This window comes from Micromonospora coerulea (assembly GCF_016598485.1).
Lineage (GTDB): Bacteria > Actinomycetota > Actinomycetes > Mycobacteriales > Micromonosporaceae > Micromonospora > Micromonospora coerulea.
Window position 1 is genome coordinate 108,389 of sequence record NZ_JAEMUW010000011.1, and the last position, 25,067, is coordinate 133,455.

Annotated in this window: 26 protein-coding genes and 1 pseudogene; 14 read left to right on the top strand and 13 right to left on the bottom strand. The window is 73.3% G+C overall.

Annotated features, from left to right (window positions below; translation table 11 throughout):
* Positions 1-113 precede the first annotated feature (113 nt).
* A complete protein-coding gene (locus I8N68_RS16150) occupies positions 114-941 on the top strand; it encodes a beta-keto acid cleavage family enzyme (RefSeq protein WP_200210806.1) in 828 nt (275 codons plus the stop codon).
* 94 nt (positions 942-1,035) lie between these two features.
* A complete protein-coding gene (locus I8N68_RS16155; RefSeq protein ID WP_200210807.1) occupies positions 1,036-1,995 on the top strand; it encodes an asparaginase in 960 nt (319 codons plus the stop codon).
* A 308-nt stretch (positions 1,996-2,303) separates the two neighbouring features.
* Here the strand turns inward: I8N68_RS16155 and I8N68_RS16160 are convergent, their stop codons facing one another.
* Complete coding sequence (locus I8N68_RS16160; protein WP_200210808.1) at positions 2,304-3,101, bottom strand: alpha/beta fold hydrolase; 798 nt, start codon at positions 3,099-3,101, stop codon at positions 2,304-2,306.
* A 111-nt stretch (positions 3,102-3,212) separates the two neighbouring features.
* On the opposite strand from I8N68_RS16160, the gene I8N68_RS16165 reads away from it, so the two are divergent.
* The 5 genes from I8N68_RS16165 (at position 3,213) to I8N68_RS16185 (ending at position 6,533) form a co-directional block, all read left to right on the top strand.
* On the top strand, positions 3,213-3,818 hold the full coding sequence (locus I8N68_RS16165; RefSeq protein WP_200210809.1) for a helix-turn-helix domain-containing protein: 606 nt from the start codon (positions 3,213-3,215) through the stop codon (positions 3,816-3,818).
* Positions 3,815-4,507, top strand: a complete 693-nt coding sequence (locus I8N68_RS16170) for a hypothetical protein (RefSeq protein ID WP_200210810.1) — start codon at positions 3,815-3,817, stop codon at positions 4,505-4,507. The genes I8N68_RS16165 and I8N68_RS16170 overlap by 4 nt, the downstream gene beginning before the upstream one ends.
* Before the next feature lie 72 nt (positions 4,508-4,579).
* Entirely contained in the window at positions 4,580-4,900 is a 321-nt protein-coding gene (locus I8N68_RS16175) for a DUF2516 family protein (RefSeq protein ID WP_200210811.1), read from the top strand.
* Positions 4,897-5,784: an alpha/beta fold hydrolase gene (locus I8N68_RS16180; RefSeq protein WP_200210812.1), complete on the top strand. Its 888-nt coding sequence runs from the start codon at positions 4,897-4,899 to the stop codon at positions 5,782-5,784. Before I8N68_RS16175 ends, I8N68_RS16180 begins: the two co-directional genes overlap by 4 nt.
* A gap of 11 nt (positions 5,785-5,795) precedes the next feature.
* The gene (locus I8N68_RS16185) at positions 5,796-6,533 is read left to right on the top strand and encodes an alanyl-tRNA editing protein (RefSeq protein WP_200210813.1); all 738 of its coding nucleotides are present in this window, start codon (positions 5,796-5,798) and stop codon (positions 6,531-6,533) included.
* A gap of 99 nt (positions 6,534-6,632) precedes the next feature.
* Here the strand turns inward: I8N68_RS16185 and I8N68_RS16190 are convergent, their stop codons facing one another.
* Positions 6,633-7,304, bottom strand: coding sequence for a nucleotidyltransferase domain-containing protein (locus I8N68_RS16190; RefSeq protein WP_200210814.1), 672 nt, complete (start codon positions 7,302-7,304; stop codon positions 6,633-6,635).
* Positions 7,305-7,381: 77 nt separating this feature from the next.
* On the opposite strand from I8N68_RS16190, the gene I8N68_RS16195 reads away from it, so the two are divergent.
* Positions 7,382-8,296 (top strand): SDR family oxidoreductase, encoded by a 915-nt coding sequence (locus tag I8N68_RS16195; RefSeq protein ID WP_200210815.1) that lies wholly within the window; start codon positions 7,382-7,384, stop codon positions 8,294-8,296.
* On the opposite strand, the gene I8N68_RS16200 is transcribed toward I8N68_RS16195, so the two are convergent.
* Complete coding sequence (locus I8N68_RS16200) at positions 8,287-9,321, bottom strand: helix-turn-helix transcriptional regulator (protein WP_200210816.1); 1,035 nt, start codon at positions 9,319-9,321, stop codon at positions 8,287-8,289. The two genes, I8N68_RS16195 and I8N68_RS16200, sit on opposite strands and share 10 nt — an antisense overlap.
* Positions 9,322-9,385: 64 nt before the next feature.
* Between I8N68_RS16200 and I8N68_RS16205 the strand changes: the two genes are divergently transcribed.
* Both I8N68_RS16205 and I8N68_RS16210 read left to right on the top strand, forming a co-directional pair.
* The gene (locus I8N68_RS16205; protein ID WP_200210817.1) at positions 9,386-10,177 is read left to right on the top strand and encodes an EI24 domain-containing protein; all 792 of its coding nucleotides are present in this window, start codon (positions 9,386-9,388) and stop codon (positions 10,175-10,177) included.
* A gap of 1 nt (position 10,178) precedes the next feature.
* Entirely contained in the window at positions 10,179-10,694 is a 516-nt protein-coding gene (locus I8N68_RS16210) for an O-acetyl-ADP-ribose deacetylase (protein ID WP_200210818.1), read from the top strand.
* Between the two features lie 55 nt (positions 10,695-10,749).
* On the opposite strand, the pseudogene I8N68_RS16215 reads toward I8N68_RS16210, so the two are convergent.
* The 8 genes and pseudogenes from I8N68_RS16215 to I8N68_RS16250 form a co-directional block, all read right to left on the bottom strand.
* Positions 10,750-11,645: pseudogene (locus I8N68_RS16215) on the bottom strand (GNAT family N-acetyltransferase).
* 1 nt (position 11,646) lies between these two features.
* The gene (locus tag I8N68_RS16220) at positions 11,647-12,060 is read right to left on the bottom strand and encodes a RidA family protein (protein ID WP_200210819.1); all 414 of its coding nucleotides are present in this window, start codon (positions 12,058-12,060) and stop codon (positions 11,647-11,649) included.
* Positions 12,061-12,138: 78 nt separating this feature from the next.
* A complete protein-coding gene (locus tag I8N68_RS16225; RefSeq protein ID WP_200210820.1) occupies positions 12,139-13,146 on the bottom strand; it encodes a LacI family DNA-binding transcriptional regulator in 1,008 nt (335 codons plus the stop codon).
* A 19-nt stretch (positions 13,147-13,165) separates the two neighbouring features.
* Positions 13,166-14,554, bottom strand: coding sequence for a GH1 family beta-glucosidase (locus I8N68_RS16230; RefSeq protein WP_200210821.1), 1,389 nt, complete (start codon positions 14,552-14,554; stop codon positions 13,166-13,168).
* A complete protein-coding gene (locus I8N68_RS16235) occupies positions 14,551-15,384 on the bottom strand; it encodes a carbohydrate ABC transporter permease (RefSeq protein ID WP_200210822.1) in 834 nt (277 codons plus the stop codon). Before I8N68_RS16235 ends, I8N68_RS16230 begins: the two co-directional genes overlap by 4 nt.
* Positions 15,384-16,367: a carbohydrate ABC transporter permease gene (locus I8N68_RS16240; RefSeq protein ID WP_200210823.1), complete on the bottom strand. Its 984-nt coding sequence runs from the start codon at positions 16,365-16,367 to the stop codon at positions 15,384-15,386. The genes I8N68_RS16235 and I8N68_RS16240 overlap by 1 nt, the downstream gene beginning before the upstream one ends.
* A gap of 112 nt (positions 16,368-16,479) precedes the next feature.
* Positions 16,480-17,790, bottom strand: coding sequence for an ABC transporter substrate-binding protein (locus I8N68_RS16245; protein WP_200210824.1), 1,311 nt, complete (start codon positions 17,788-17,790; stop codon positions 16,480-16,482).
* Positions 17,791-18,012: 222 nt separating this feature from the next.
* Entirely contained in the window at positions 18,013-18,768 is a 756-nt protein-coding gene (locus tag I8N68_RS16250) for a maleylpyruvate isomerase family mycothiol-dependent enzyme (RefSeq protein WP_200210825.1), read from the bottom strand.
* A 128-nt stretch (positions 18,769-18,896) separates the two neighbouring features.
* On the opposite strand from I8N68_RS16250, the gene I8N68_RS16255 reads away from it, so the two are divergent.
* Complete coding sequence (locus I8N68_RS16255; protein WP_234039887.1) at positions 18,897-19,931, top strand: UDP-N-acetylmuramate dehydrogenase; 1,035 nt, start codon at positions 18,897-18,899, stop codon at positions 19,929-19,931.
* 13 nt (positions 19,932-19,944) lie between these two features.
* Here I8N68_RS16255 and I8N68_RS16260 read toward each other — a convergent pair whose 3' ends face one another.
* On the bottom strand, positions 19,945-20,727 hold the full coding sequence (locus I8N68_RS16260) for a class I SAM-dependent methyltransferase (protein ID WP_200210827.1): 783 nt from the start codon (positions 20,725-20,727) through the stop codon (positions 19,945-19,947).
* Positions 20,727-21,491, bottom strand: a complete 765-nt coding sequence (locus I8N68_RS16265) for an SDR family oxidoreductase (protein ID WP_200210828.1) — start codon at positions 21,489-21,491, stop codon at positions 20,727-20,729. Before I8N68_RS16265 ends, I8N68_RS16260 begins: the two co-directional genes overlap by 1 nt.
* Positions 21,492-21,662: 171 nt before the next feature.
* Here I8N68_RS16265 and mshA point away from each other — a divergent pair, with 171 nt between their 5' ends.
* The 3 genes from mshA (at position 21,663) to I8N68_RS16280 (ending at position 24,726) form a co-directional block, all read left to right on the top strand.
* Positions 21,663-23,027, top strand: a complete 1,365-nt coding sequence (gene mshA / locus I8N68_RS16270; protein ID WP_200210829.1) for a D-inositol-3-phosphate glycosyltransferase — start codon at positions 21,663-21,665, stop codon at positions 23,025-23,027.
* Positions 23,028-23,076: 49 nt separating this feature from the next.
* Positions 23,077-23,631, top strand: a complete 555-nt coding sequence (locus I8N68_RS16275; RefSeq protein ID WP_200210830.1) for a type III secretion system chaperone family protein — start codon at positions 23,077-23,079, stop codon at positions 23,629-23,631.
* Between the two features lie 186 nt (positions 23,632-23,817).
* Positions 23,818-24,726 (top strand): hypothetical protein, encoded by a 909-nt coding sequence (locus I8N68_RS16280; RefSeq protein ID WP_234039829.1) that lies wholly within the window; start codon positions 23,818-23,820, stop codon positions 24,724-24,726.
* Positions 24,727-25,067: the final 341 nt, after the last annotated feature.

The window sequence follows — 25,067 nt, forward strand, 5'->3', positions numbered from 1 at the left end:
ACGCCCGTAACGCGGGAAGTTTTCCTCTTCTGCGGGCCGGCACGCATGATTCTTCCGTCGCGACGCGCTCCGGCCGTCGACCGGAGGCGAGCGGGACGGTTAGGATCGCCGGCATGACGACAGGGACGTTGATCACGGTTGCCCCCACCGGTGCGGAGTCGGCCAAGGCGGAGGTGCCGGCGCTGCCGGTGACCCTCGACGAGCTGCTGCTGACCGCCAAGGAGTGCGAGGCGCTCGGCGCCGCCGTCATCCACGTCCACATCCGGGACGACGCGGCGAAGCCCACCCTCGACCAGGGGCGGCTGCGGGAGACGGTGTCCGCGCTGCGGGACAGCACCGACCTGATCGTGCAGCTCTCCTCGGGCGGCGCGGTGACCGACCCGGAGGCCGACCGGCTGGCGGTGCTGGACGCCGGGCCGGACATGGCCTCCTGCACGATGGGCACGGTCAACTTCGGTGACGACGTCTTCCTCAACCGCTGGGAGTTCATCGTCGGCCTGCACACCCGGATGCAGGAGAAGGGCATCGTGCCGGAGTACGAGATCTTCGACCTCGGTCACCTGACCGCCCTGCAGCGCCTGCTCGGCAAGTACGGTCTGCCGCACGGCGGGCACGTGCACGTCGACTTCGTGATGGGCGTGCCCGGCGGCATGCCGGGCACCACGGCGACGCTGGTCGCCGCCCAGCAGATGCTCCGCGACCTGCCGGCGGGCACCACCTTCTCGGCCACCGGCATCGGCCGCAGCACGATCCCGGTGCTGCTGGCCTCGCTGTCGGCCGGCGGTCACCTGCGGGTCGGCATGGAGGACACCGTCACGTACGCCAAGGGCCGGCCGGTCGAGTCGAACATGCAACTGGTCGCCCGGGCGGTCGGCTTCGCCCAGCTCGCCCAGCGTCCGCCGCTGACCACGGCCGAGGCCCGGCAGCTGCTCGGCCTGTAAGCCCACCCCCGCCCCGCACTCCTGTACGCCCGGGGCCGACGTCGCTGGTCACCCCGGTGTCGGGTCGGCCGGGCCCGTCGGTACCGTCCACCTCGTGGCAAAGACGTACGAGGGTGGCGTGCCGCTCGTCGAGGTGGTCCGCTCCGGTTTCGTGGAGGGGCTGCACCGCGGCTCGGTGGTGGTGCTGGACGCGGCCGGCGCGACGGTGGCCGGCGCCGGGGACGTCGGCTCGCCGGTCTTTCCGCGCTCGTCCAGCAAGCCGATGCAGGCGATCGGGATGCTCCGCGCCGGCCTGCCGCTGACCGACCCGGCCGACGTGGCGCTGGTCTCGGCCAGCCACGCCGGCGAGCAGTTCCACCTGGAACGGGTCGCCGCCCTGCTCCGCCGCGCCGGGCTCGACGAGTCGGCGCTGCACTGCCCGCCCGACCTGCCGGTGGGCGAGGCGGCCCGGGAGGCCGTGCTGCGCGCCGGCGGCGGGCCGACGCGGATCCAGATGAACTGTTCCGGCAAGCACACCGGGATGCTGTCGACCTGTGTCGCGGCCGGCTGGCCGCTGGACGGGTACTGGCGGCCGGAGCACCCGCTGCAGCGCCGGCTGACCGCCGCGATCGAGGAGTTCACCGGCGAGGAGGCGGCGGCGGTCGGGGTCGACGGCTGCGGCGCGCCGGTGCTCGCCGTCTCGTTGACCGGGCTGGCCCGGGCGTACCTGCGGCTGGTCGCGGCGGAGCCGGGCACGGTCGAGCGGACCGTGGCCAACGCGATGCGGGCGTACCCGGAACTGGTGGGCGGCACCCAGGCCGACGACACCCGGTTGATGCGGGGCGTACCCGGGCTGCTGGCCAAGGTCGGCGCCGAGGGCGTCATCGCGGCGGCCGTCCCCGGGGTCGGCGCGGTCGCCCTCAAGATCGACGACGGCGCGGCCCGCGCCCGGATGCCCGTGCTGGTCTCGGCGCTGCGCCGGCTCGGCGTGGCGGCTCCCGTGCTGACCGAGTACGCCGAGGTGCCGCTGCTCGGCGGCGGCCTTCCGGTGGGCGCGGTCCGCGCGGTCTGGTAACCGCTCCCGTCCTCGACCCGCCGCGGGTGACGCTGCGCGTGGCCGGCCACGGCTGGTCGCCGCCGCCCTCGACCGGTAGGTCAGCGAGCCGTATGACGCAGAGGTATGAATATGCCTCTCAGGTATATCGCTCGTCGGTCATGTCGCCTCGCCGACGCGACACGCCCGCTGCCCCTCGATCGTCGCCGTCGTCGGGCGGTCCGCTGGCAGTGCCCGGCGCCGGGTCCACCCGCCGGCAGGGCCCGGCGCCGGGTCAACCCGCCGGCAGGGCCCGGCGGGTGGCGGTCCGACCGGCGTGGCGGGCCAGCTCAGGGCAGGAAGTCGAGCAGGGCGGCGTTGACCGGTCCGGGGCGCTCCAGGGGCAGCAGGTGAGCCGCGTCCGGGACGTCGGGCAGGCGTACCCCGCCGGGCGCCTCGGCGGCGATCCGGTCGGCGAGCCGGCTGAGGTCCGCTACGTCCGCGGCCCCGGCGCCGACCAGCACCGGCATCCGCAGCTCGCCGAGCCGCTCGATCGCCGGCGGGTCGAGCTCGCCGACCTCGATCGCGCTCAGCGCCAGCTCGGCGGCGAGCGCCCGCCGGTCCATCTCCTCGGCGAACCGGACGAGCTCCGGGTCCACGTCCTCCGGGCGGCGGCCCGGGCCGACCACCCAGAAGCGCACCTCGCCGGCGGCGGTCGCGTCGAAGTCCGCCGGGTCCACGTCGCCGACCAGGCTTTCCCAGAGCTGCTCGGTCTCCTCCGACCATTCGTTGCCGGAGAGCGGCGCGTCGAACAGGGCCAGCGCCGAGATCCGCCCCGGGTGGGCCAGCGCCGCGTCCACCGCGACCTTGCCGCCGAACGAGCAGCCCACCAGGGCAGCCCGGTCGATGCCGAGCGCGTCGAGCAGGCCGACCACGTCGTCGTGGTGGGCGAAGGGGGCCGGTGGCAGTTCCGAGTCGCCGTAGCCACGCAGGTCCGGCGCGATGACCCGGTGCCGGGCGGCGAGCGCGGGGAACTGCTCCCGCCACATCCGCCGGTCGGCGATGCCGGCGTGCAGCAGCAGCACCGGCGTACCGGTGCCGACCTCGTCGTACGCGAGCAGGGCACCGTTCACTTCGATCTTGGTCACGTCAGGACGGTACGTACCGGACACCGGACGCGCAACAGTCGATCTGAGACCTTGCTAACTCTGGTTAGCGTTTTGCTTGCAGGAGCTAGCAGTGCCAGATAGCGTCGGGTCATGGCCACGAGCAAGGATCTTCCCGACGTCGGCGGGTTCATTCGCGATCTGCGCCGCAACGCGAAGATCTCGCTGCGGCAGCTCGCCGAGCAGGCCGGCGTCAGCAACCCGTACCTCAGCCAGATCGAGCGCGGCCTGCGCAAGCCGAGCGCCGAGGTGCTGCAGCAACTGGCCAGCGCCCTGCGCGTCTCCACCCCGGCGATGTACCTGCGGGCCGGGCTGCTCGACGACAAGGAGGGTCAGGGGGTGCTCGCCGCGATCGCCGTCGACCCTGAGCTGACCATGGCGCAGAAGCAGTCCCTCACCCAGATCTACGAGACGTTCCGCCGGGAGAACGCGCGGCTCGCCGAGGCGACCGCTGCCGCGACCGGCGGCACCGAGCCGACCACGCCGCCGACCACCCGGCCCGCCGAGGCCCCGGAGGCCCCGGCCACCGCCACGCCGGCCGCGACCGGCCCCACGACGCCGGACGGCACCCCGACCGAGGCCGTCCTCGAGTCGGTCGCCGTCACCGAGGCGGGGCCCGCCCCCGCCCCGCCCAGCACCGCCCCCCAGAAGAAGACCGCACCGAAGGCCGCCGGTGCGGCCGAGGAGGAGAAGTCATGACCCAGCCGAAGACCAACCGCATCCCCGCGCCGCTCTACGCCGCCGCCGGCGCCGGCGAGCTGGCCCTGCAGCAGCTGCGCAAGCTCCCCACCGTGGTCACCGACCTCGGCAACAAGGTCGTCGCCGACCTGGGTGGCAAGGCCGTCGTCACCGGCTTCGAGCTGCGCCAGAAGGCCACCGAGACGCTGAAGACCGCCAACCTCACCGGGCTGCGCGAGAAGGCCGTCCCGACCGAGCTCGACCTGGACAAGCTCCGCGAGGCCGCGACCCGCAACGCCGCCGCCGTGCTGGCTGCGGCCGAGGCCGCCCAGGAGCGCGCCCTGGCCGGTGCGCACGCCGCGCAGGTCCGCGCCCTGGCCGCGTACGCCGAGCTGGTCGCCCGCGGCGAGCGGGTCGTCGGTGCCGGCGTGCTGGAGGCCGCCGACACGGTGAACGCCGACATCGAGGCCACCGAGGCCGACACCACCGTGAAGTCCGAGGTCCCCCCGGCCCCGGCCGCTGCCCCGGTCGACGTTCCGACCCCGGCCGACGTGGCCGAGGTCGTCGAGGCCAAGCCGGCCGCCGCCAAGGCCCCGCGGACCCGGGCCACCAAGGCCACCACCACCAAGGCCGCGACCGCCAAGCCGGCCGCCACCCCGTCGGCGAAGCTGCCGAAGGCCACCAAGCGGACCCGTCCGGCCGCCGAGTAGTCGACCCTGGACCGACGACCCCGGAAGCGTCCTGTGGGACGTATCCGGGGTCGTCGGCATAAGCTTGCCGACATGGCCTACGCCACGCCGATCTTCGCGTTCGAAGTCACCACTGTGATCGAGCTGATCCTGCTCGTCTTCGCCCTGGTCGTCGAGGGGGTCGCTCTGGTGCACGCCATCACCCAGCGCTCCGACGCGTTCCCGGCGATCGGCACCCTGCCCAAGGGCGGCTGGATCGCCATCCTCGCCGTCTGCCTGGTGCTCACGCTCCCGTTCTTCGGGTTCAGCGTGCTCAGCATCTTCGCGTTGGCCGGCATCGCGGCCGGCCTGATCTACCTGCTCGACGTCCGGCCGGGGCTACGCGACCTGCATGACGGCAAAGGCTTCTGGTGAGAGGTTTCCGCTGGCCTCCGCCCCCGGACGGCGGCCCACGCACCTGGGGACCGGGCCCGGGGGCGCCCCGCACCGGTCGTCCGGCCCTGCCGGAGCCGGAGACCGAGCTGGTCACCACCCCGCACGGCGTCCGGCTGGAGCGGCTGGTCACCGGCGTCGGTGACCCGGTGACGGTGTTCGCGCACGGGCTCGGCAACGGCATCGCCACCACCCGCCCGTTCGGCAGCGCGGTCACCGGCCGCCGGATCTTCTTCCAGTTCCGGGGGCACGGCCGCTCCGACTCGCCGCCCGGTCCGTGGAGCTATCTGGACCTGGCCCGCGACCTGCGGGCGATCGCCGACCTGGGCGGTGCCACCCGGGCCTTCGGCGCCAGCCTCGGCGCCGGCGCGCTCTGCCGACTGCTGGTGGAGAGCCCTGAACGCTTCGACAAGCTGGTCTTCTTCCTGCCCGCCGTGCTGGACCAGCCGCGCGGCGAGGCCGCCCGCACCCGGCTGAGCGACCTGCTCGACGCGGTGGAGAGCGGGGACGCCTCCGCCCTCGCCGATGTCGTGTCGATGGAGCTGCCACCGGCCGTGCGTAACACCCCCGCCGGCTGGGCGTACCTGCGGCAGCGGCTGGACCAGCTGCTCCGGGACGGCCTCGCCCCCGGGTTGGCCAGCCTGCCGGAGCAGGCGCCGCTGCGCGACGCCTCCGCGCTCGCCCGGGTCACCGCGCCGGCGCTGGTGATCGGCTGTGCCGGCGACGACCTGCACCCGGTGCAGGTCGCCGAGGAGCTGGCCGCGGCGCTGCCGCACGCCACCCTGCACGTGTACGACCGTCCCGGCGTGCTCTGGTCGGAACGCGCCGACCTGCGGGAGCGGATCTCGGCGTTCCTCAACGGGTAACCTCGCCTGTCATGGGCGTCACACATCACGGCCGTACCCACCGCCTCGACCTCGCCGACCCGACCCTGCGCGAGTGGGAGTGCACGGTGCTGGCGGCCGACCCCGAGCAGGGCATCGTGCTGGACCGGTCGGCGTTCTACCCGGGCGGGGGTGGCCAGCCGCCGGATCACGGGGTGCTGCTCTGGCAGGGTGTGCAGACCCGGATCGTGGGCACCCGCAAGGGCGACGACCTGTGGCTGATCCCGGCGGAGGGCGACCCGGTGCCGCCGGCCGGGACGACGGTGACCGGGGCGGTGGAGGACGACCGCCGGACGATGCTGATGCGCACCCACTCCGGGCTGCACGTGCTCTGCGGGGTGGTGTTCCGCGACTTCGGCGCGCTCGTGACGGGCGGCAACATGGAACCGGGGGAGGCCCGGATGGACTTCAACCTCCCCGAGGTGCCGCCGGACTTCAAGAGCCGGATCGAGGAGCTGGTCAACGCCGAGGTGGCCGCCGACCGGTCGGTCGCCGTCCGGGTGCTGCCCCGGGCCGAGGCGCTGGCCCTGCCGGACATCATCCGCACCCAGTCCAACCTGATCCCGCCGGAGGAGCAGGAGGTCCGGATCGTCGACATCGCGGGTCTGGACGTGCAGGCCGACGGCGGTACGCACGTCGCGTCGACCGCCCAGATCGGCAAGGTCCAGGTGGTCAAGGTGGAGAGCAAGGGCCGCGCCAACCGCCGGGTGCGGGTGCGCCTGGCGGACTGAGCACGGATCGGGCGGTGTCCCCGGCACCGTGGACCGGTGCGGGGGACCCGGGCTCACACCAGGTCGATGCGTTCCCCGAGTTCGACGTGCGGTGACCGGTCAGCGGGGCAGGTGGGCCGCGCGGACGTCGAGCAGCCACCGCTCCGCGGTCGCCTCGTCCGGCCGCTCCGGCAGCGGGGTGCGGATCCGGTCGAAGTCCCGTTCGGCCGCCGCGACCAGCGCCTCCGCCTCGGCCAGCGCGCCACCGGCGACCCGCTCGCCGAAGGCCCGGAACCACTCCGGATCGGCGAGGCGGATCTCCAGCACGCCGGTGGCGTAGAGCCGTCGCCCCTGGTGCAGCAGCCGGGCCAGGTGTCGCGCGTGCTTGGCCGACCGCCGCCGCCCGCCCGCAGAGGAGTCCCGGGTGGTGAGCTTGCGGAACTGCTGGGTGGCGTAACCGAGGTAGGCGGCGCGGACCCGCGGGGCGCTGAGGAACGCCGACCGGATCGCGACCAGCCGGTCGCCGAACTCCGTCCGGGTCTCGTAGCAGTCGTCGGGCAGCCACATCAGCTCGGTCGCCGTGGGGTTGCCGCTCAGCGCCAAAGCGCAGTACTTCCCGGCCTCGTGCAGGGTGACGTCCGGGTCGGTGGTGACCACCGACCCGCGCGGCGGGTGCAGGCCGTGAAAGGCGACCGTCGGCGCGGCGAAGACCCCGATCCGGTCCACATCCGAGCCCGGCCGGGCGAGCCCGTACGCGACCGAGCCGACGATCCCGGAGAGCAGCAGGTGCATCCGGAGAGCATGACCCGGCACACCCGCTTCGCAAAACCGGACTTCGGCTGTCAGGTATCCCTGCCACCATCGACGGCATGACGACACCGTTGCAGGGGAAGGTCGCGCTGGTCGCCGGGGCCACCCGGGGCGCCGGCCGGCAGATCGCCATCCAGCTCGGGGCGGCCGGGGCGACCGTCTACGCGACCGGCCGCAGCAGCCGCGCCGGGCGTTCCGAGATGGACCGGCCGGAAACCATCGAGGAGACCGCCGAGCTGGTCACCGTCGCCGGCGGCACCGGCATCGGGGTACGCGTCGACCACCTGGTCGCCGATCAGGTCCGCGACCTGGTGGCCCGGATCGACGCCGAGCAGGGCCGCCTCGACGTGCTGGTCAACGACATCTGGGGGGCCGACCCGCTGATCACCTGGGAGAAGCCGGTCTGGGAGCAACCCCTCGACGCCGGCTTCCGCACGCTGCGGCTGGCCGTGGACACCCACATCATCACCAGCCACTTCGCCCTCCCGCTGCTGATCCGCCGTCCGGGCGGGCTGGTCGTCGAGGTCGGCGACGGCACCAAGGAGTACAACGACGTCACGTACCGGCTGTCGGTCTTCTACGACCTGGCCAAGGTGTCGGTGAACCGGCTCGGCTTCACCCAGGCGCACGAGCTGGCGCCGCACGGGTGCACGGCGGTGGCGCTCACCCCCGGCTGGCTGCGCTCCGAGGCGATGCTGGAGCACTTCGGGGTCACCGAGGCCACCTGGCGCGACGGCGCGGCGAAGGATCCGCACTTCGTCATGTCGGAGACGCCGGCCTTCGTCGGGCGCGCGGTGGCCGCCCTCGCCGCCGACCCGGACCGGGCCCGCTGGAACGGCAAGTCCGTCGACAGTGGCGGGCTGGCCCAGGTGTACGGCTTCACCGACCTCGACGGCACCCGCCCGCACTGGGCGCGCTACTACGACGAGGTGGTGGCCGCCGGAAAGCCCGCCGACGACACCGGCTACCGCTGACCGGCGTCCGGCCCGTCCGGCGGGGCGGCGTTCGGTGCGGCCGAGATCGCCGGCGGGTCGGCGTACCGCGCGGCCGACCGGCGGGCCGCCTCGGCGAAGCGGGCCCGCAACTCCGGTGGGTCGAGCACCTCCACCTCCGGGCCCAGGCCCAGCAGCACGTCGTACGCCACCCGCACGGACTCGACGGGCAACCGGGTCACCACCCAGCCCTGCCCGTCGGGTTCGCCCGCGGCGGCCACCGCCGCGTCGTACGCGAAGGGGGCCTCGGCGACGTGCCGCAACGCCCGCAGGCCGGCGGGGCTCAGCCGGACGCGGACCTCGGCCCCCAGCATGCCCCGCAGGAACGCCTCGGCCCGCTCCCGCCAGTACGCGCCCAGGTCGAAGCCCGCGTCCCGGGCGAAGCTCTCCTCGCGCACCTCGACGCCGACCACCCGGTCCACCCGGTACGTCCGGTGCCCGTCGCCGACCCGGCCGACCAGGTACCAGACCGCGCTCTTGAGCACCAGCCCGTACGGCTGCACGGTGCGGCTGACCTCGCGGTCGCCGCGCCGGTAGCGCAGCTGGACCACCCGGTCCCGCCACACCGCCCGGGCCAGCTCGGCCAGCCACGGCGGCGGCTCCGTCTCCCGGAACCACCGCGGCACGTCCAGGTGGAAGCGCTGGCCGGTCCGGGCGGGCGCGTCCCGCAGGCTCGGCGGCAGCGCGGCCAGCACCTTCAGCTCGGCGGCGGCCACCGCGTCGGCGAGCCCCATCTCCCCGGCCGGGCCGGGCAGCCCGGCCAGGAAGAACGCCTCCGCCTCGTCCCGGGTGAGCCCGGTGAGCCGGGTCCGGTAGCCGCCGAGCAGCCGATAGCCACCCGCCCGGCCACGATCGGCGTAGACCGGCACCCCGGCGGCGGAGAGCGCCAGCACGTCCCGGTACACGGTCCGCTCGGAGACCTCCAGCTCCCGCGCCAGCTCGGCCGCGGTCATCGTCTCCCGCGACTGCAGCAGCAGGACCAGCGAGATCAGCCGGGAGGCGCGCACCCGCCCATCCTGCCCGGGTCGCGTTCCGGGACGGGAATGCGGGGGACCGTTAGGCTCTGCGGTCGTGAACGCACCCCGCCTCGCCGCCCCGGTCACCGGTGCCGTCGGCCGGTTTTTCGCCGGCGCCGGGCTGCTGCTGCGCGGCCTCGGCCTCTACGTCCGCAGTCCCGGGCTGATGCTGCTCGGCATCGTCCCGGCGCTGATCTCGGGCGCGCTCTTCCTCGCCGCCCTCGCCACCCTGGTCTACTTCGTGGACGACCTGGCGGCGCTGGTCACCCCGTTCGCCGACGACTGGTCGGCGACCCCGCGCGGCCTGGTCCGGGTGATCGCCGGGCTGGCCTTCCTCGGGCTGGGCGGGCTGCTCGGCGTACTCACCTTCACCGCGGTCACCCTCGCCATCGGCGACCCGTTCTACGAGAAGATCTCCGAGCGGGTCGAGGAGCGGTACGGCGGCACCCCCGGCGCCGTCGACGTGCCGGTCTGGAAGTCGCTGCGGCGCAGCATCGCCGACTCGCTCCGGCTGGTGGCGATCACCGCGCTGGTGGGCGTGCCGCTCTTCGCGGCCGGCTTCATCCCGGTGGTGGGGCAGACCGTCGTGCCGGTGATCGGGGCCGCGGTGGGTGGCTGGTTCCTCGCCCTGGAGCTGGTCGGCGCGCCCTTCTACCGGCGCGGCATGCGGCTGCCGGACCGTCGTTCGCTGCTGCGGGCCGACCGGCCCACCGCACTGGGCTTCGGCGTGGCGGTCTTCGTCTGCTTCCTGATCCCGCTCGGCGCGGTGCTGCTCATGCCCGCCGCCGTGGCCGGGGCCACCCTGCTCGCCCGCCGGTCGCTCGGCCAGTCCATCGAGGAGCGCTGACATGGAGATCACCCTGGTGGCGGGGGACATCACCGCCCAGCGGGTCGACGCGATCGTGAACGCGGCCAACTCCTCGCTGCTCGGCGGCGGGGGAGTGGACGGGGCGATCCACCGCAAGGGCGGGCCGGCGATCCTGGCCGAGACCCGGGCGCTGCGCGCCTCCCGGTACGGCCGGGGCCTGCCCACCGGCCAGGCGGTCGCCACCACCGCCGGTGACCTGCCCGCCCGCTGGGTGATCCACACCGTCGGCCCGGTCTTCTCCGCCACCGAGGACCGGTCGGCGCTGCTGCGCGACTGCTACGCCAACAGCCTGGCGGTCGCCGACGAGCTGGGCGCGGCCACGGTCGCCTTCGCGCTGATCTCCGCCGGCGTCTACGGCTGGCCGGTCGACGACGCCGTTCGCCAGGCGCTGACCGTGCTCCGCGCGGCCACCCCGGCGCACGTCACCGAGGTCCGCCTGGTGCTCTTCAGCGCCGACACGTACGCCACCGCCGAGCGGATCGCCGCCGCCGGCTGAGCCGGCGCCCCCGGCGGATCACGCCACCGCCGACGCGGGCGGTAGCCCGGTCAGGTCAGCTCAGCTCGGCGAGGCAGGACCACTGGGCGGCCACCGGCCGGTAGCCGAGCCGCTCGTTGACCGCCAGCATCGGCACGTTCGCCTCGTCGTTCGAGGTGTAGGCGACGGCGACCCCGGCGGCGCGGGCGCGGTGCAGCGCGGCGAGCTTGGCCAGCCGGGCCAGCCCCCGGCCCCGGAACGCCGGCAGGGTGGCCGTCATGTCCGACCACATCCGGTCGCCGTCCCGCTTGACCAGGCTGAAGGCGACCAGCTCCCCATCGACCTCGACGGCCGTGCTGGCCGCCCGGTCCAGCCCGAGGTTGTCCCAGACCTCGTAGCGCCAGCTCGCGTAGCTGAGCGCGTCGGTGGGTGCGTCGCCCGGCTCGTCGCTCGAGGCCCCGACGTGCAGGGTGTGCATCCGGCGCGGATCGAGCCCGGCCAGCGGCGGCAGCCGTACCCCGTCCGGGGTGTCCGGCAGCGGCGGCGTCGCCCGCAGGTCGAGCGCCGAGTAGCGCAGCTCCCGGCTCGGCGTGAAGCCGTGCCGGCGGGCGAACGGCAGCGACTCGGTCAGCGCCCAGGTCCGCACCCGGCGGACTCCCAGCGGACGGAGGTGGCCGAGCGCCTCGCCCAGCAGCGCCGCGCCGATGCCCCGGCCGCGCTGCTCCGGGTGGACGTGCAGCAGGGAGACGTCTCCGAAGTCCCCTCCGACGTGTTGCCGTTGCGGTAGGCCGACACCCAGCCGGCCACCCGGCCGTCGACCTCGGCCACGAACGCGGTCCACTCCTCGCCGGGCGGTGGCTCGGCGATCATCCGGCGGGTCGACTCGACCCCGCGCACCAGGTACGGGTAGACCAGCGCGCGCAGCGCCACGACGGCGGGCGCGTCGTCGGGGTGGGCGGTACGGATCAGCATCTCAGCCCACCTCGCGGACGGCGGCGACCGCCTCGACCTCGACGAGTTGGTCCGGGTAGCCCAGCACGGTCACCCCGAGCAGCGTGCTCGGCGGGTCCTGGTCGCCGAACGCGTCCCGGACCACCTGCCAGACCGCCACCAGGTCGGCGCGGTCGCTGCTGGCCACGAACACCGTGGTCTTGACGACGTCGGCGAGCCCGGCCCCGGCTGCGGCCAGGGCGGTGGTCAGGTTGGCCATCGCCTGGCGGGCCTGGGCGGTGGGGTCGCCGGGCGCGACGGTGCGGCCCTCGGCGTCCAGCGGGCAGGCGCCGGCGGTGAAGACCAGCCGGGCCGGCGGGCTGACCGCCGCGGCGTAGGCGTACTCGGCGACGTCGGAGAGTTCGGGGGCGTGGATCAGGTGCACGGGGCCGGTCACCGGGCGACCCTAGCGCCGGCCGCACCCGGCCGCGACGGGTTATCGGCGGGGCCGGGCGGACCGGGCCGCTCCGCCGGATCAGGCCGAGTCGCGGACGACGAGGTTCGTCGGCAGGATCAGCTCCTGCTCGACGTCCTCGCCGGCCGTCATCCGCAGCAACTGGCGGGTCATCCCCCGCCCGAGCTCGACGATGTCCCACCGCACGGTGGTCAGCGGCGGGTCGGTGTAGGCCGCGGTCTCGATGTCGTCGAACCCGATCATCGCCACGTCCGTCGGCACCCGCCGCCCCGCCTCGCGGAGGGTCCGCAGGGCGGCGTGCGCCATCAGGTCGGAGGCGGCGAAGACCGCGTCCAGGTCGGGGTGCGCGGCGAGCAGGTCCCGCATCGCGGTCGCCCCGGACTCCCGGGTGAAGTCGCCGTACGCCTCCCAAGCGGGCAGCCCGGCCTCGGCCACGGCCTCCCGGTAGCCGGTCAGCCGCTCGATCCCGGCGACCATGTCCTGCGGGCCGGCGATGGTGGCGATGCGTCGGCGACCGTTCGTGATCAGGTGCCGCACCGCCCGGGTGACGCCGCCGACGTTGTCCACGTCGACGTACGGCACCTGGGCGCCGTCGAGCGGCCGGCCGGCGCAGACCACCGGGATGCCCAGCCGGGACAGGACGCCCGGTAGCGGGTCCTCGCCGTGCAGTGAGGCGAAGAGTACCCCGTCCACGTGCCGCCCGGTGGTGTAGCGCTCGACCCGCTGGTGCCCGGCCGGCGAGCCGGCCAGCATCAGCACGAGTTGTTTGTCGGCCGCTTCGAGTTCCTGACTGACGCCTCGGATGATGCCCGGGAAGACCTGGTCGTCCGAGAAGACGCGGGTCGCCTCCTCGGGCATGACCAGGGCGACGGAGTCGGTCCGCTGGGTGACCAGGCTGCGGGCGGCCAGGTTCGGCACGTAGCCGAGTTCCTCGACCGCCCGGCGGACCGCCTGCTGGATCGACTCCGCGACGGTGGTGGAGCCGTTGACCACCCGGGACACGGTCGCCCGGGACACCCCTGCCCGCCGGGCAACCGCCTCCAGGGTCGGTCGCTGTGCCGTCGTCATCCCCGTTACCACCATCTCGTCAGAGCCCGTTCCGGGCAATCACCTCCTGGTACCAGCGGGCGCTCTCCTTCGGTGTGCGCCGCTGGGTCAGGTAGTCGACGTGGACGATCCCGAAGCGCTTCCGGTAGCCCTCGGCCCATTCGAAGTTGTCCAGCAACGACCATACGAGATAACCGCGCACGTCCACGCCTCGGGCGATGGCCTCGTGTACGGCCCGCAGATGTCCGTCGAGGTACGCCACCCGGTCGGTGTCGGCCACCCAACCGGTTCCGTCCGGGTCCCCCGCGCCGGCCTTGTCCGGGAATGCCCCACCGTTCTCGGTGATCATCAACGGCAGCCCCGGGTAGTCGGCGCCGATCCGCTCCAGCAGCCGGGTCAGCCCCGCCGGCTCGATCATCCACCCCATCTCGGTCAGCGGACCGACCGGCGGCAGGAACTCCACCACCCCGTCGGTGCCCGGGTAGGCGCTCCCGCCGGCCCCGCCCGCGCGCCCGGCGACGTAGGTGGGCGAGTAGTAGTTGACGCCGAGCAGGTCGATCGGCGCGGCGATCACCTTCTCGTCCCCGTCCCGGATGAACGCCGGGTCGACGTGCCGGGCGACGTGCTCCAGCACGTCGGCCGGGTAGCCGGCGCCGGTCAGCGGGTCGAGGAAGATCCGGTTGTGCAGGCCGTCGACCAGCCGGACCGCGGCGACGTCCGCCGCGCTGGCGGCGTCCGCCGGCTGCACGTCCGCCGGGTTGAGCGTGAGACCGAGGGTTGCCACGCCGGCGGCCCGCAACGCCCGGCTGGCCAGCCCGTGGCCGAGCAGCAGATGGTGTACGGCGGCGAAGGCAGCCCCGGCGTCGCGTTCGCCGGGGGCGTGCACCCCGTTGCCGTACCCGAGGTAGGCCGAGCACCACGGCTCGTTGAGCGTGGTCCAGGTGCGCACCCGGTCACCGAGCCGGGCGTGCACCGCGACCGCGTAGTCGGCGAAGTGCTCGGCGGTCTGCCGGCAGGCCCAGCCGCCCCGGTCCTGGAGCGCCTGAGGCAGGTCCCAGTGGTAAAGCGTGACGAACGGGTCGATGCCCCGGCCCAGCAGCGTGTCCACCAGCCGGTCGTAGAAGTCGAGGCCGCGGGGGTTGATCGGCCCGCTGCCGTCCGGCTGGATCCGGGGCCAGGCGATCGAGAAGCGGTAGGTCTGCAGCCCCAGCTCCGCCATCATCGCCACGTCGTCGGCGTACCGGTGGTAGTGGTCGCAGGCGACGTCGCCGGTGTGCCCCTGGAACACCTTCCCGGGCGTACGGCTGAAGGTGTCCCAGATGGACGGGCCGCGACCGTCCTCGCGGACCGCGCCCTCGATCTGGTACGCCGCGGTGGCCGCCCCCCAGACGAAGTTCTCGGGGAACCGGAGCTCGCTCCTCGCGCTCACGCCTTGACCGCACCTTCCATGATGCCGCCGATGATCTGGCGGCCGAACACGACGAAGACCAGCAACAGGGGCAGGGTGGCGATCGCCGTCCCGGTGAACACCTGCGACATGTCCTGGTAGTAGCCGTCGGAGAGGGCCCGTAGCGAGAGCTGCACGGTGGGGTTCTCCGGATCGTTGAGCACCGCGTACGGCCACAGGAAGTCGTTCCAGGTGGTCATGAAGGTGAGCAGGCCGAGCACGGCGGCGGCCGGGCGCAGCGCGGGCAGCACCACGTTCCAGTAGATCCGCGCGGTGTTGCAGCCGTCCACCCGGGCGGCCTCGATCAGCTCGGTGCTGACGGCCTGGCCGGCGTACTGGCGCATCATGAAGACCCCGAACCCGGTGACCAGGGCCGGCACGATGACGGCCGGCAGCCGGTCGTTCCAGTTCAGCTTGGTCATCAGCAGGTACAGCGGGATGACGCCGAGCTGGGTCGGCACCATCATGGTGGCGACGATGACCAGCAGCAGCGCGTTGCGCCCGCGGAACCGCAGCTTGGCGAAGGCGAACCCGGCCAGGGTGGAGAAGAAGACCACCGAGACGGTCACCGTGAAGGCCACGATCGCCGAGTTGATCAGACCGGTCAGGAAGTACGCGTCGGTGTTGGCGAACAGTCGGGCGATGTTGGCGCCGAGGTTGCCGCCCGGGGTGACCGGCGGCGGCACCTGCCCCATCGCGTCGCTGGTCCGGCTGGCCACCACGAACATCCAGTAGATCGGGAAGACCGACAGGATGGCCGTGAGGGTCAGCGCCAGGTAGGTGAGCCGGCCGGCCGACCAGATCCGGGGCATCAGTCGTCCTCCTTCCGGACGCCGCCGAGCCGGCGGAGGATCAGCACGTTGATGGCCGCGACCACCGCGATGAGCGCGAAGAGCAGCCAGGCGACGGCCGAGCCGTAGCCGAAGTTGTAGTGCGGCGCGAAGGCGTTCTCGAACATGTACATGGTCACCGTCTGTGACTCGCGCAGCGGCCCGCCGCGGATCGCGTTGGTGCCCGAGTTGAACAGGCGGGGCTCGGTGAAGAGCTGGAGGCCGCCGATGGTGGAGATGATGACCGCGAAGATGATCGTCGGCTTGAGCAGCGGGACGGTGATCGACCAGAACTGCCGCGATCGGCCCGCACCGTCGATCGAGGCGGATTCGTACAGGTCCCGCGGGATGGCCTGCATGGCGGCCAGGAAGATCAGCGCGTTGTAGCCGGTCCACCGCCAGTCGACCATGGTGGAGATGGCCACCCAGGAGGCGACCCGGTTCGCCTTCCAGTCGATCGCGTCGACGCCGACGTGGTCCAGCAGCCAGTTGATCATGCCGAATTCGCGGCCGAAGAGCACGGCGAAGACGATCGCCACCGCGGCGGTCGAGGTGACGTTGGGGATCAGTACCGTCATCCGCCAGGTGGTCCGCGCCCGGAGCTGGCGGTTGAGCAGGTTGGCCAGCCAGAGCGCGAGGAGCAGCTGGGGCACGGTGGAGATGACGAAGATGCCGAGGGTGTTGACCACCGAGTGCCAGAAGTCGGGGTCGCCCATCAGCTGGGTGTAGTTGTCGAACCCGATGAAGGTGTGCTCGGCGCCGAGCAGGTCCCAGTCGTGCAGCGAGACCCAGCCGGTGTAGACCAGCGGGTAGATCCCGAACACTCCGAAGAGCAGGAAGAACGGGGCGATGTAGAGGTAGGGCGAGTACCGGGTGTCGAACCGGCTGAGCCGGTGCCCCCGGCTCTGTCGTGCGTGCCGCGCCGCCGGTACGACCGGCGGCCGGGCATCGAGCTGGACGGCCATGCCGTGGACTCCTCTTCCGCTCCCCACCCCGTCGATCCAGGACGGATCGCGGCCGGATGATCTCCGGTCACGACCGGTCGCCCTGGATCGACGGGCGGTGGGGTCGCTCGGGCTACTTGGCGGCGGCCTTCTTGGCGTTGTTCACCGCGTCGGTCCAGGCCTGTGCGGGGGTGCGCTGCCCCAGCTCTGCGGTGCGGACGGCGTTCTCGACCTCGGTGCGGACGGCCTGGTTCTTCGGGCCCATGTACACCGGCTTCAGGCTCTTGGCGCCGGCGGCGAAGATCTTGCCGACCGGGGCGTCGGAGAAGTACGGGTTCTTCGAGTCGACGATCGCCGGGTCTTCCAGGGCCTGCGGCGAGGACGGCAGTGTGCCCTTGGACTTGAAGGCGCCGATCTGGCCCTTGGCGCTGGTCAGGAACTTGGCCAGCTCGATCGCCTCGGCCTGGTGCTTGCTCTGCTTCGGCACGGCGAGGAAGGAACCACCCCAGTTGCCGCCGTTGCCGGGCACCTGGGCGATGTCCCACCTGCCCTTTGCGCCGGGGCCGGCATTGCCCTCGATGACGCCGGTCATCCAGGCCGGGCAGGCGATGGTGGCGAACTTGGACTGCTTGAACGCCGACACCCACTCCTCCGACCAGGAGCCGTACTTGCCGGAGAGGCCGGAGTCGATGATGTCCATCGTGGTGTCGTACGCCTGCTTCACCGCCGGGTTGCTGTCGACGACCAGGTTGTTGCTGGTGTCGTAGTAGCTGTAGCCCTGGGCGTTGCCGGCGGTCTGGAGCAGGATCGTGTTGAAGGTGTTGGTGGCCGCGTCGAGGAACGAGGCGCCGGTGTTCTTCGCCTTGAACTGCTCGCCGACCTTGATGTAGTCCGACCAGGTGGGCCAGAGCTTGGAGACCGCGTCCCGGTCGGTCGGCAGGCCGGCCTTGGCGAAGAGGTCCTTGCGGTAGCACATGGCCATGCCGCCGACGTCGGTGCCGAGGCCGATCAGTTGCTTGCCGTCGGCGGTGAGCCCCTGGTTCCACTTCCAGTCGAGGAAGTTGCCCTTCAGGTCGGCCGCACCGTGGTCCAGCAGGTTGACGAAGTTCTGCGGGTTGGCCTTGTACTCGACCAGCAGGCCCTCCTCGATGGCGACGATGTCGCCGGCGCCCTTGCCCGCCGCCAGCCACTGGGTCAGCTTGGGCGAGTACTCGTCCAGGTTGCTGCCGGTGCCCCGCTCAACGATCTTCACGTTGGGGTGGCTGGCCATGTACTCCTTGTACAGCTCGTCGTAGCCGAACTGGCCGAAGACGTCGACGGTCAGGGTGACCGGCCCGTCGGCGGCGGGCTCGTCGTCGCCGCCGCCGCAGGCGGCGGTGCCGAGCAGTGCGGTGGTGGCGACGAGGGCCACCGCCGCCAGGTGGCGGCGCGTGAAGGTAGCCATCTCTTATCTGACCCCTCTAGGTCGTACGGGTGGTGGAGTGGTTCCGCTGCCTGAGAGAGCGCTCTCACGAAAGGGTGGTGCCTTCCCCGCCGGCTGTCAAGAGAGCGCTCTCAGGGCGTTGTGAAGAGCGCTGACGAGCCTCGTCGCTGAACCGGAAACGGCGAAGAGCGGCCCTCCGACGGGAAGGCCACTCTTCGCGTGGCGTCATGGGGGCCGGTGCGGTCAGCCCACCCGGAGACCGCCCAGCAGGCCGCGGTCGCCGCCCACCCCGAGGTTGTCGAAACTGACGCGGCCCATCAGCGCGAGCAGCAGGTCACTGGCGGTGCCGGTGACCTGGGCCCGGGCGTGGTGGTCGTCGTGGTCGAAGATGGTGGCGGTGTCCAGCAGGGCCATCCCCTCGCCGCGCAGCCGGACGTACCACTCCTGGGCGGCGTCGGTGGCGCTGAGCTGCACCACGCCGTGCCACTGCCCCGACGACTTCCGGCGGCCCGCCGGCAGCCAGGTGTCCAGCACCTCGCTCACCCCGTCCGCGGCCAGCTTCGCCTCGATCGGCTCCCCGGCGGCGACGGCGAGTTGGGCGTCCCAGCGGTGCACCGCCGTCTCGTGCGCCATCCGCCGCGGCCAGAAGCCGGCCCTCTTCGGCTGGGGCGCGAAGTTCCACGCCGGAGCCTCCGGGTCCAACCCGTCGAAGAGGGTCATGAGCTGGTCGTACTCCTGCCGGTACCACTGTGCCGGGGACAGCCCCGCCGGCGGTTCCACCACCGGACGCTCCGGCCGGGTCGCGGTCCCCGCGGTCACCACCGTACGGGCCCAGATGTAGACGCCGGCGAGGTGACGACCCAGATCGGCGACCGTCCAGCCAGGACAGGAGAGCACCGGTGTCTCCGGCGGCGCCTCGGCGACGGCGGCGGCGAAGGCGGGTCCATCGGTCCGCAGCGCGCCGATCCAGAAGTCCTTGGTGCCGTGCAGTCTGCTCATCGCAATCCTCCCGGGGGTGACCGGGCCACCAGTGGGCGCCGCGGCTACCCCCTCAGCCTAGGGTGAAAGGCGTGTCAGACGTCTACGCCGAACCGACGACCGGGGCCGACCCGACCGACCCAGCCACCCTGGCCAGATACACCACCCTCCGCCTCGGTGGAGCCGCGAGACGGTTGGAGACCGCCACCAGCGCCGAGCAGATCGTACAAAAGGTGCAGGAGGCGCAGGGGCGGGACGAGCCCGTCCTTGTCCTGGCCGGCGGCAGCAACGTGGTGATCGGCGATCAGGGCTTCCCGGGCACCGTCGTCCTGGTCCGCTCCCGGGGGTTCCGGGTGGTCGCGGAGGACGCCGACACGGTCACCGTACGCGTCGAGGCCGGCGAGCCCTGGGACGACCTGGTCGCCGCCACCGTGGCCAACGGCTGGTCCGGGCTGGAGTGCCTGTCGGGCATCCCCGGTTCGGCCGGCGCCACCCCGATCCAGAACGTCGGCGCATACGGCCAGGAGGTCGCCGAGACCATCACCGGCGTCCAGGTGTACGACCGCACCGCCGGCAGCGTCGGCCGGATCGCCGCGGCGGACTGCGGTTTCGCGTACCGGGGCAGCATCTTCAAGTACAGCGACCGCTGGGTGGTGCTCTCGGTCGACTTCCGGCTGACCCGCTCGCCGCACTCCACGCCGGTGCGCTACGCCGAGCTGGCCCGCGCGCTCGACGTCGAGGTGGGCGGCCGGGTGCCGCTGGCCGACGCCCGGGCCACCGTGCTGCGGCTGCGCGCCGGCAAGGGCATGGTGCTCGACGCCGCCGACCCGGACACCTGGTCGGTGGGCTCGTTCTTCACCAACCCGGTGCTGGAGCGGGAGGCGTACGAGCTGCTCCGGGAGCGCGCCGCCGACCTGGGCGAGCCGCCCTCCTGGCCGGGCGCCGGGGACGTGGTCAAGGTCAGCGCCGCCTGGCTGATCGACAAGGCCGGCTTCGCCAAGGGCCACCCCGGCCCCGAGGGCGTCGCCATCTCCACCAAGCACACCCTCGCCCTCACCAACCACAGCGGCACCGCCACCGCCGCCGCCCTGGTCGCCCTGGCCCGCGAGATCCGAGACGGCGTCCACGACCGCTTCGGCGTGACCCTCCACCCCGAGCCCGTCCTCATCAACTGCGTGATCTGACCCCGCCGGGGGGTCAGCGATGGGCGATGGCGGGCCAGGGGACGGTGAGGTGGCCGTGCCGCCAGTGGCGGGGGTGGTACTGGATGGGCCAGCCCTGGGCGTGGACGGCGCGGACCGTCTCGACCCAGCGGTGGCGGGGGCCGAAGGGGGCGTAGCGGGCGGCGGTCTGCCAGGCGTCGTCGAGGGCGCGGATCAGGTCGTGGATCGGCTCGCCCGGGACGTTGCGGTGGATGAGCGCCTTGGGCAGCCGCTCGGCGAGCTCCGCCGGGGTCCCCAGGGTGGTCAGCTTCGCCGCCAGGGTCAGGGCGCGGGGGCCGGTCGCGTCGAGCAGCACCCAGGCGGCGAGGCGGCCCAGCTCGTCGCAGGTCCCCTCGACCAGCAGGCCGCCCGCGGCCAGCCGGTCGGTGACCGTACGCCAGGCGGCGGGGACCTCGCTCTCGTCGTACTGGCGCAGCACGTTGAACGCGCGGACCAGGACGGGGCGGAGCCCGGCGAGCTCGAAACCGCCCCGGGCGAAGGTCAGCCCGGGCGGCTCTGCGGCCGGCTGGGCGGCGGCGACGCGTACCGGATCGATCTCCAGCCCGACCACCCGGACGTCGGCGCGGACCCCGGCGGCGAGCCGGGCGCGCAGTTCCACGGCGGTGACCGGGGTGGCGCCGTAGCCGAGGTCGACCACCAGGGGGTCGGCCGCCGCGCGCAGCACGTCGCCGCAGGTCTCGACGATCCAGTTGTCCACCCGCCGGAGCCGGTTGGGATTCGTCGTTCCCCGGGTGACCACGCCGAGCGGGCGGCGCATCAGGCTGTCCGGTGCACCTTGTGCTGGGCGGCCTGGGCCAGCGGGCGCACCACGAGCCGGTCCACATTGACGTGGTGGGGCCGGGTCGCGCACCAGGCGATGCAGTCCGCCACGTCCTCGGCGACCAGCGGCTCGGCCACCCCGGCGTAGACGGCGGCGGCCTTGTCCGCGTCGCCGTCGAAGCGGACCAGGCCGAACTCGTCGGTCTTAACCATCCCCGGGTCGATCTCGATGACCCGCACCGGGCGGCCGTTGAGCTCCAGCCGCAGCGTGCCGGCGACCGCGGTCTGCGCGTGCTTCGCGGCGGCGTAGCCGCCCCCACCCTCGTAGACGGTGAAGCCGGCGGTGGAGCTGACGATCACGATGGTGCCGGCGCCGGACGCCGCCAGCGCGGGCAGCAGCGCCTGGGTGACCCGGAGCGTGCCGAGCACGTTCACGTCGTACATCCACTGCCAGTCGCCGATCGAGCCGGACTCCACCGGGTCGAGGCCGCGGGCCCCGCCGGCGTTGTTGACCAGCAGGGTGACCGGCCCGGGCGCCGCGGCGGCGGCCGCGGCCAGCCCGGCCACCGACTCGTCGGAGGTGACGTCGCAGGCCACCGCGGTCGCGGCGCCACCGGCCCGCTCGATCTCGGCGACCAGGTCGGCCAGCCGGTCGGTACGCCGGGCGGCGGCGAGCACGTGGAAGCCCTCGGCGGCCAGCCGGCGGGCGGTGGCCGCGCCGATCCCGCTGGACGCCCCGGTGACGATCGCGACTGAGGTCATCCGGTCATTCTGCCCCCGGCCCGGATGCCCCGCGGTGATGAGGTCCGTCACGCCGGGGACCCGGCGACACGCATTTCCGATGCCCGGTGGGGAAGATGACATCCGGCGTGGAGGTTGACCGAGAAGCGCCGGTCGTGCGGGACGGCATCAACCGTGGCAGAGGGAGCGGACGTGGCGGAATTGCACACCGGTGTCGGTCGTCAGCGAGGTGCTCTGCCGTGGCCTCGGCCCCGCCGCATCGCCACCCTCTCCGTGCACACCTCCCCCCTGCACCAGCCCGGCACGGGCGACGCGGGGGGTATGAACGTCTACATCCTGGAGGTCGCCCGACGGCTGGCTGAGGCCGACGTCGAAGTGGAGATCTTCACCCGCGCCACCTCCGGCGACCTGCCTCCGGTGGTCGAGATGGCGCCCGGGGTGCACGTCCGGCACATCACCTCCGGCCCGCTCGAAGGGCTCACCAAGGAGGAGCTGCCCGGCCAGCTCTGCGCCTTCACCGCCGGCGTGCTCCGTGCCGAGGCCGCCCGGCCGCCGGGCCACTACGACCTGATCCACTCGCACTACTGGCTCTCCGGTCAGGTCGGCTGGCTGGCCAAGGAGCGCTGGGGGGTGCCGCTGGTGCACACCGCGCACACCCTGGCCAAGGTGAAGAACGCCCAGCTCGCCGCCGGTGACCGGCCCGAGCCGAAGGCCCGGGTCATCGGCGAGGAGCAGGTGGTCGCGGAGGCCGACCGGCTGGTCGCCAACACCCGGGTCGAGGCCCGCGACCTGCTCGACCGGTACGACGCCGACCCGGCCCGGGTGGCCGTGGTCGAGCCCGGCGTCGACCTGGACCGGTTCCGCCCGGCCGTCGGCGACCGGGACGCCGCCCGGCTCGCCGCCCGCCGTCGGCTGGGGCTGCCCACCGCGGGGTACCTGGTGGCCTTCGTCGGTCGGATCCAGCCGCTGAAGGCGCCCGACGTGCTGATCCGGGCCGTGGCCGCGCTGCGCGACCGGGATCCGGCGATCGCCGACGAGCTGACCGTGGTGATCTGCGGTGGCCCCAGCGGCAGCGGCCTGGACCGGCCCACCGCCCTGATCGAGCTGGCCGCCTCGCTCGGCGTCGCCGACCGGGTGCGCTTCCTGCCGCCGCAGACCGGCGAGGACCTGCCCGCCCTCTACCGGGCCGCCGACCTGGTTGCCGTGCCCTCGTACAACGAGTCGTTCGGGCTGGTGGCGTTGGAGGCGCAGGCGTGCGGCACCCCGGTGCTGGCCGCCGCGGTGGGTGGCCTGGTGACCGCCGTCGAGGACGGCGTCAGCGGCGTCCTCATCGACGGCCATGATCCGGTCGACTGGGCCGCCACGCTCGCCAAGCTGCTGCCGGACCGGCTGCGCCGGGCCACGCTGTCCCGGGGCGCCGAGCGGCACGCGCGGCACTTCTCCTGGCACCGGACGGTCTCCGGCCTGCTGACGGTCTACGGCGAGGCGATGGCCGAGCACCGCGGCCGGCTCGCCGACCGGCTGGCCGGCGACGCCGCGCTCACCTGCTCCTGGTGACCCGTCGGCCGTCCGGTGGCCGGGCCGGCGCGGCCGTAAAGTGGGTCGGATGAGCCGTAGGAGCGACGTCGCCGCCCTGATCGAGTCCGTCTGCGCCGAGCGGGAGCTGGACTGGGAGTCGACCGGCGAGGGGTCGTACGCGGTGACCCTGCCGGGCACGCACAAGCTCAAGACGATCTGCAACCTGATCGTGGGCGAGCACGCGTTGCGGGTCGAGGCGTTCGTGATGCGCCAGCCGGACGAGCGCCGCGAGGAGCTGTGGGCCTGGCTGTTGCAGCGCAACGCCCGGATGTACGGGGTCTCCTTCTCCATCGACACGGGCGGCGACGTCTACCTCACCGGCCGGGTCAACCTGGCCGGGGTCGACGAGGACGAGCTGGACCGGCTGCTCGGCGCCGTGCTGACCTACGCCGACGAGTCGTTCGACAGCATGCTGGAGATCGGCTTCGGCACGGCGATCCGCCGGGAGTGGGAGTGGCGGGTCAAGCGGGGCGAGTCGACCGCCAACCTGGCCGCGTTCGCCCACCTCTTCGAGCCGTCGGGCGGCGGACTGGCGTCGGCCGACAGCACCACCTCCGCCGCCGGAGGTTCGGACCTCGCCTGAGGGGTATGCCGCACCGCGCGGTGCGGTAATGGGACCCACCGCGGGCCGAGGACGGACTGTCGAGGAGCGTGTCCCATGGCTCAGCGCAACAGCTCAGGTCGCGGCACGACTGCGACGAAGACCAAACGGCAAGCCGGTAATCAGACCCCGGGTACCCCGGGTATCTCCGAATCCGAGATCTCCCGGATGAAGGTCGACGACATCCGCGGCCAGCTCCGTCGGCGCGGCGTGTCGGGGATCTCCGCCCTGCGCAAGCCGGAGCTGGTGCAGACCCTGGCCCGGACCCTGCGATCGGAGGGCCGGGGCGGCGGCGCGGCACGCAAGGCCACCGGGCCGGCGGGGCGGGCCGCCGCCACGAAGAAGGCCGCCAAGAAGGCCCCGGCCAGGAAGGCCGCCAAGGCCGCACCCCCCGCGAAGGCCGCGGGCGCGCGGGCGAAGGCTGCGCCGGCCCGGAAGGCGGCGGCGAAGAAGGCTGCGCCGGCCCGCAAGGCGGCGGCGGCGAAGAAGGCTGCGCCGGCCCGGAAGGCTGCGCCGGCCCGGAAGGCTGCGCCGGCCCGGAAGGCGGCGGCGGCGAAGAAGGCTGCGCCGGCCCGGAAGACGGCGGCCGCGAAGAAGGCGGCACCGGCGCGAGGCCGGGGTCCGGCCGCGAAGGCGGCGCCCGGTACGGGTGCGAGGGCGGCGCCCGCCGGCGCTGGCGGCGCCGCGGCCGGGAAGGCGGTCACGCCGGTCCGGACCGGCCGGTCGGCGGCCCGTTCGGTGCGCTCGTCCCAGCAGATCACCTCGCTGGACGATCGTCCCGAACGTCCCGGTCGGAGCCTGGTGACGGCCAACCACGAGGTGATCCAGCGCTGGGCGGGGGCCCGCAACGCCAAGCCGGCCACCATTGCCGGTACGGAGCGGGAGGGCCGGCCGGGCGTGCTGACGTTCAACATCCCGGGCTATCGGGAGAGCAGCCGGATCCAGGAGATTAGTTGGGACGACTGGTTCCGGACCTTCGACCTGCGGCGGCTCAACCTGATCTACCAGGAGCAGCTCCGTGACGGTCGGCAGAGCAACTTCTTCCGGACGGAATCACCCGATCGGGAGGACGCCTGAGGTTTACGGGAATGGCCGGCGGGAACCCGCTGTTGGCCAAGGGAGGCCCGGAGCCCAGGCAGCCGGATTTCCGACACGGATGCTGTGACCGGCGAGACAGTGATCTGAGTTGAATCCAGAATCCGGGCGAACTAACTTTATTGCACCGCGTCACGCTTGGAATCGTTCGGGGGAGCGGCGGATCGATCAGATCCGCGCAAGCGAGACGCGAGGGACAGGTGGATCACGCCGTTGGGGGACGGTGCCACCTGTGGAACCGGCGGCGCGAGCGGGCGACGCTTACGGGGGTGAGTGTCGCCCGCCGCCGCCGGGCGTACGGTGCGGGCGTCCACCACGACGGG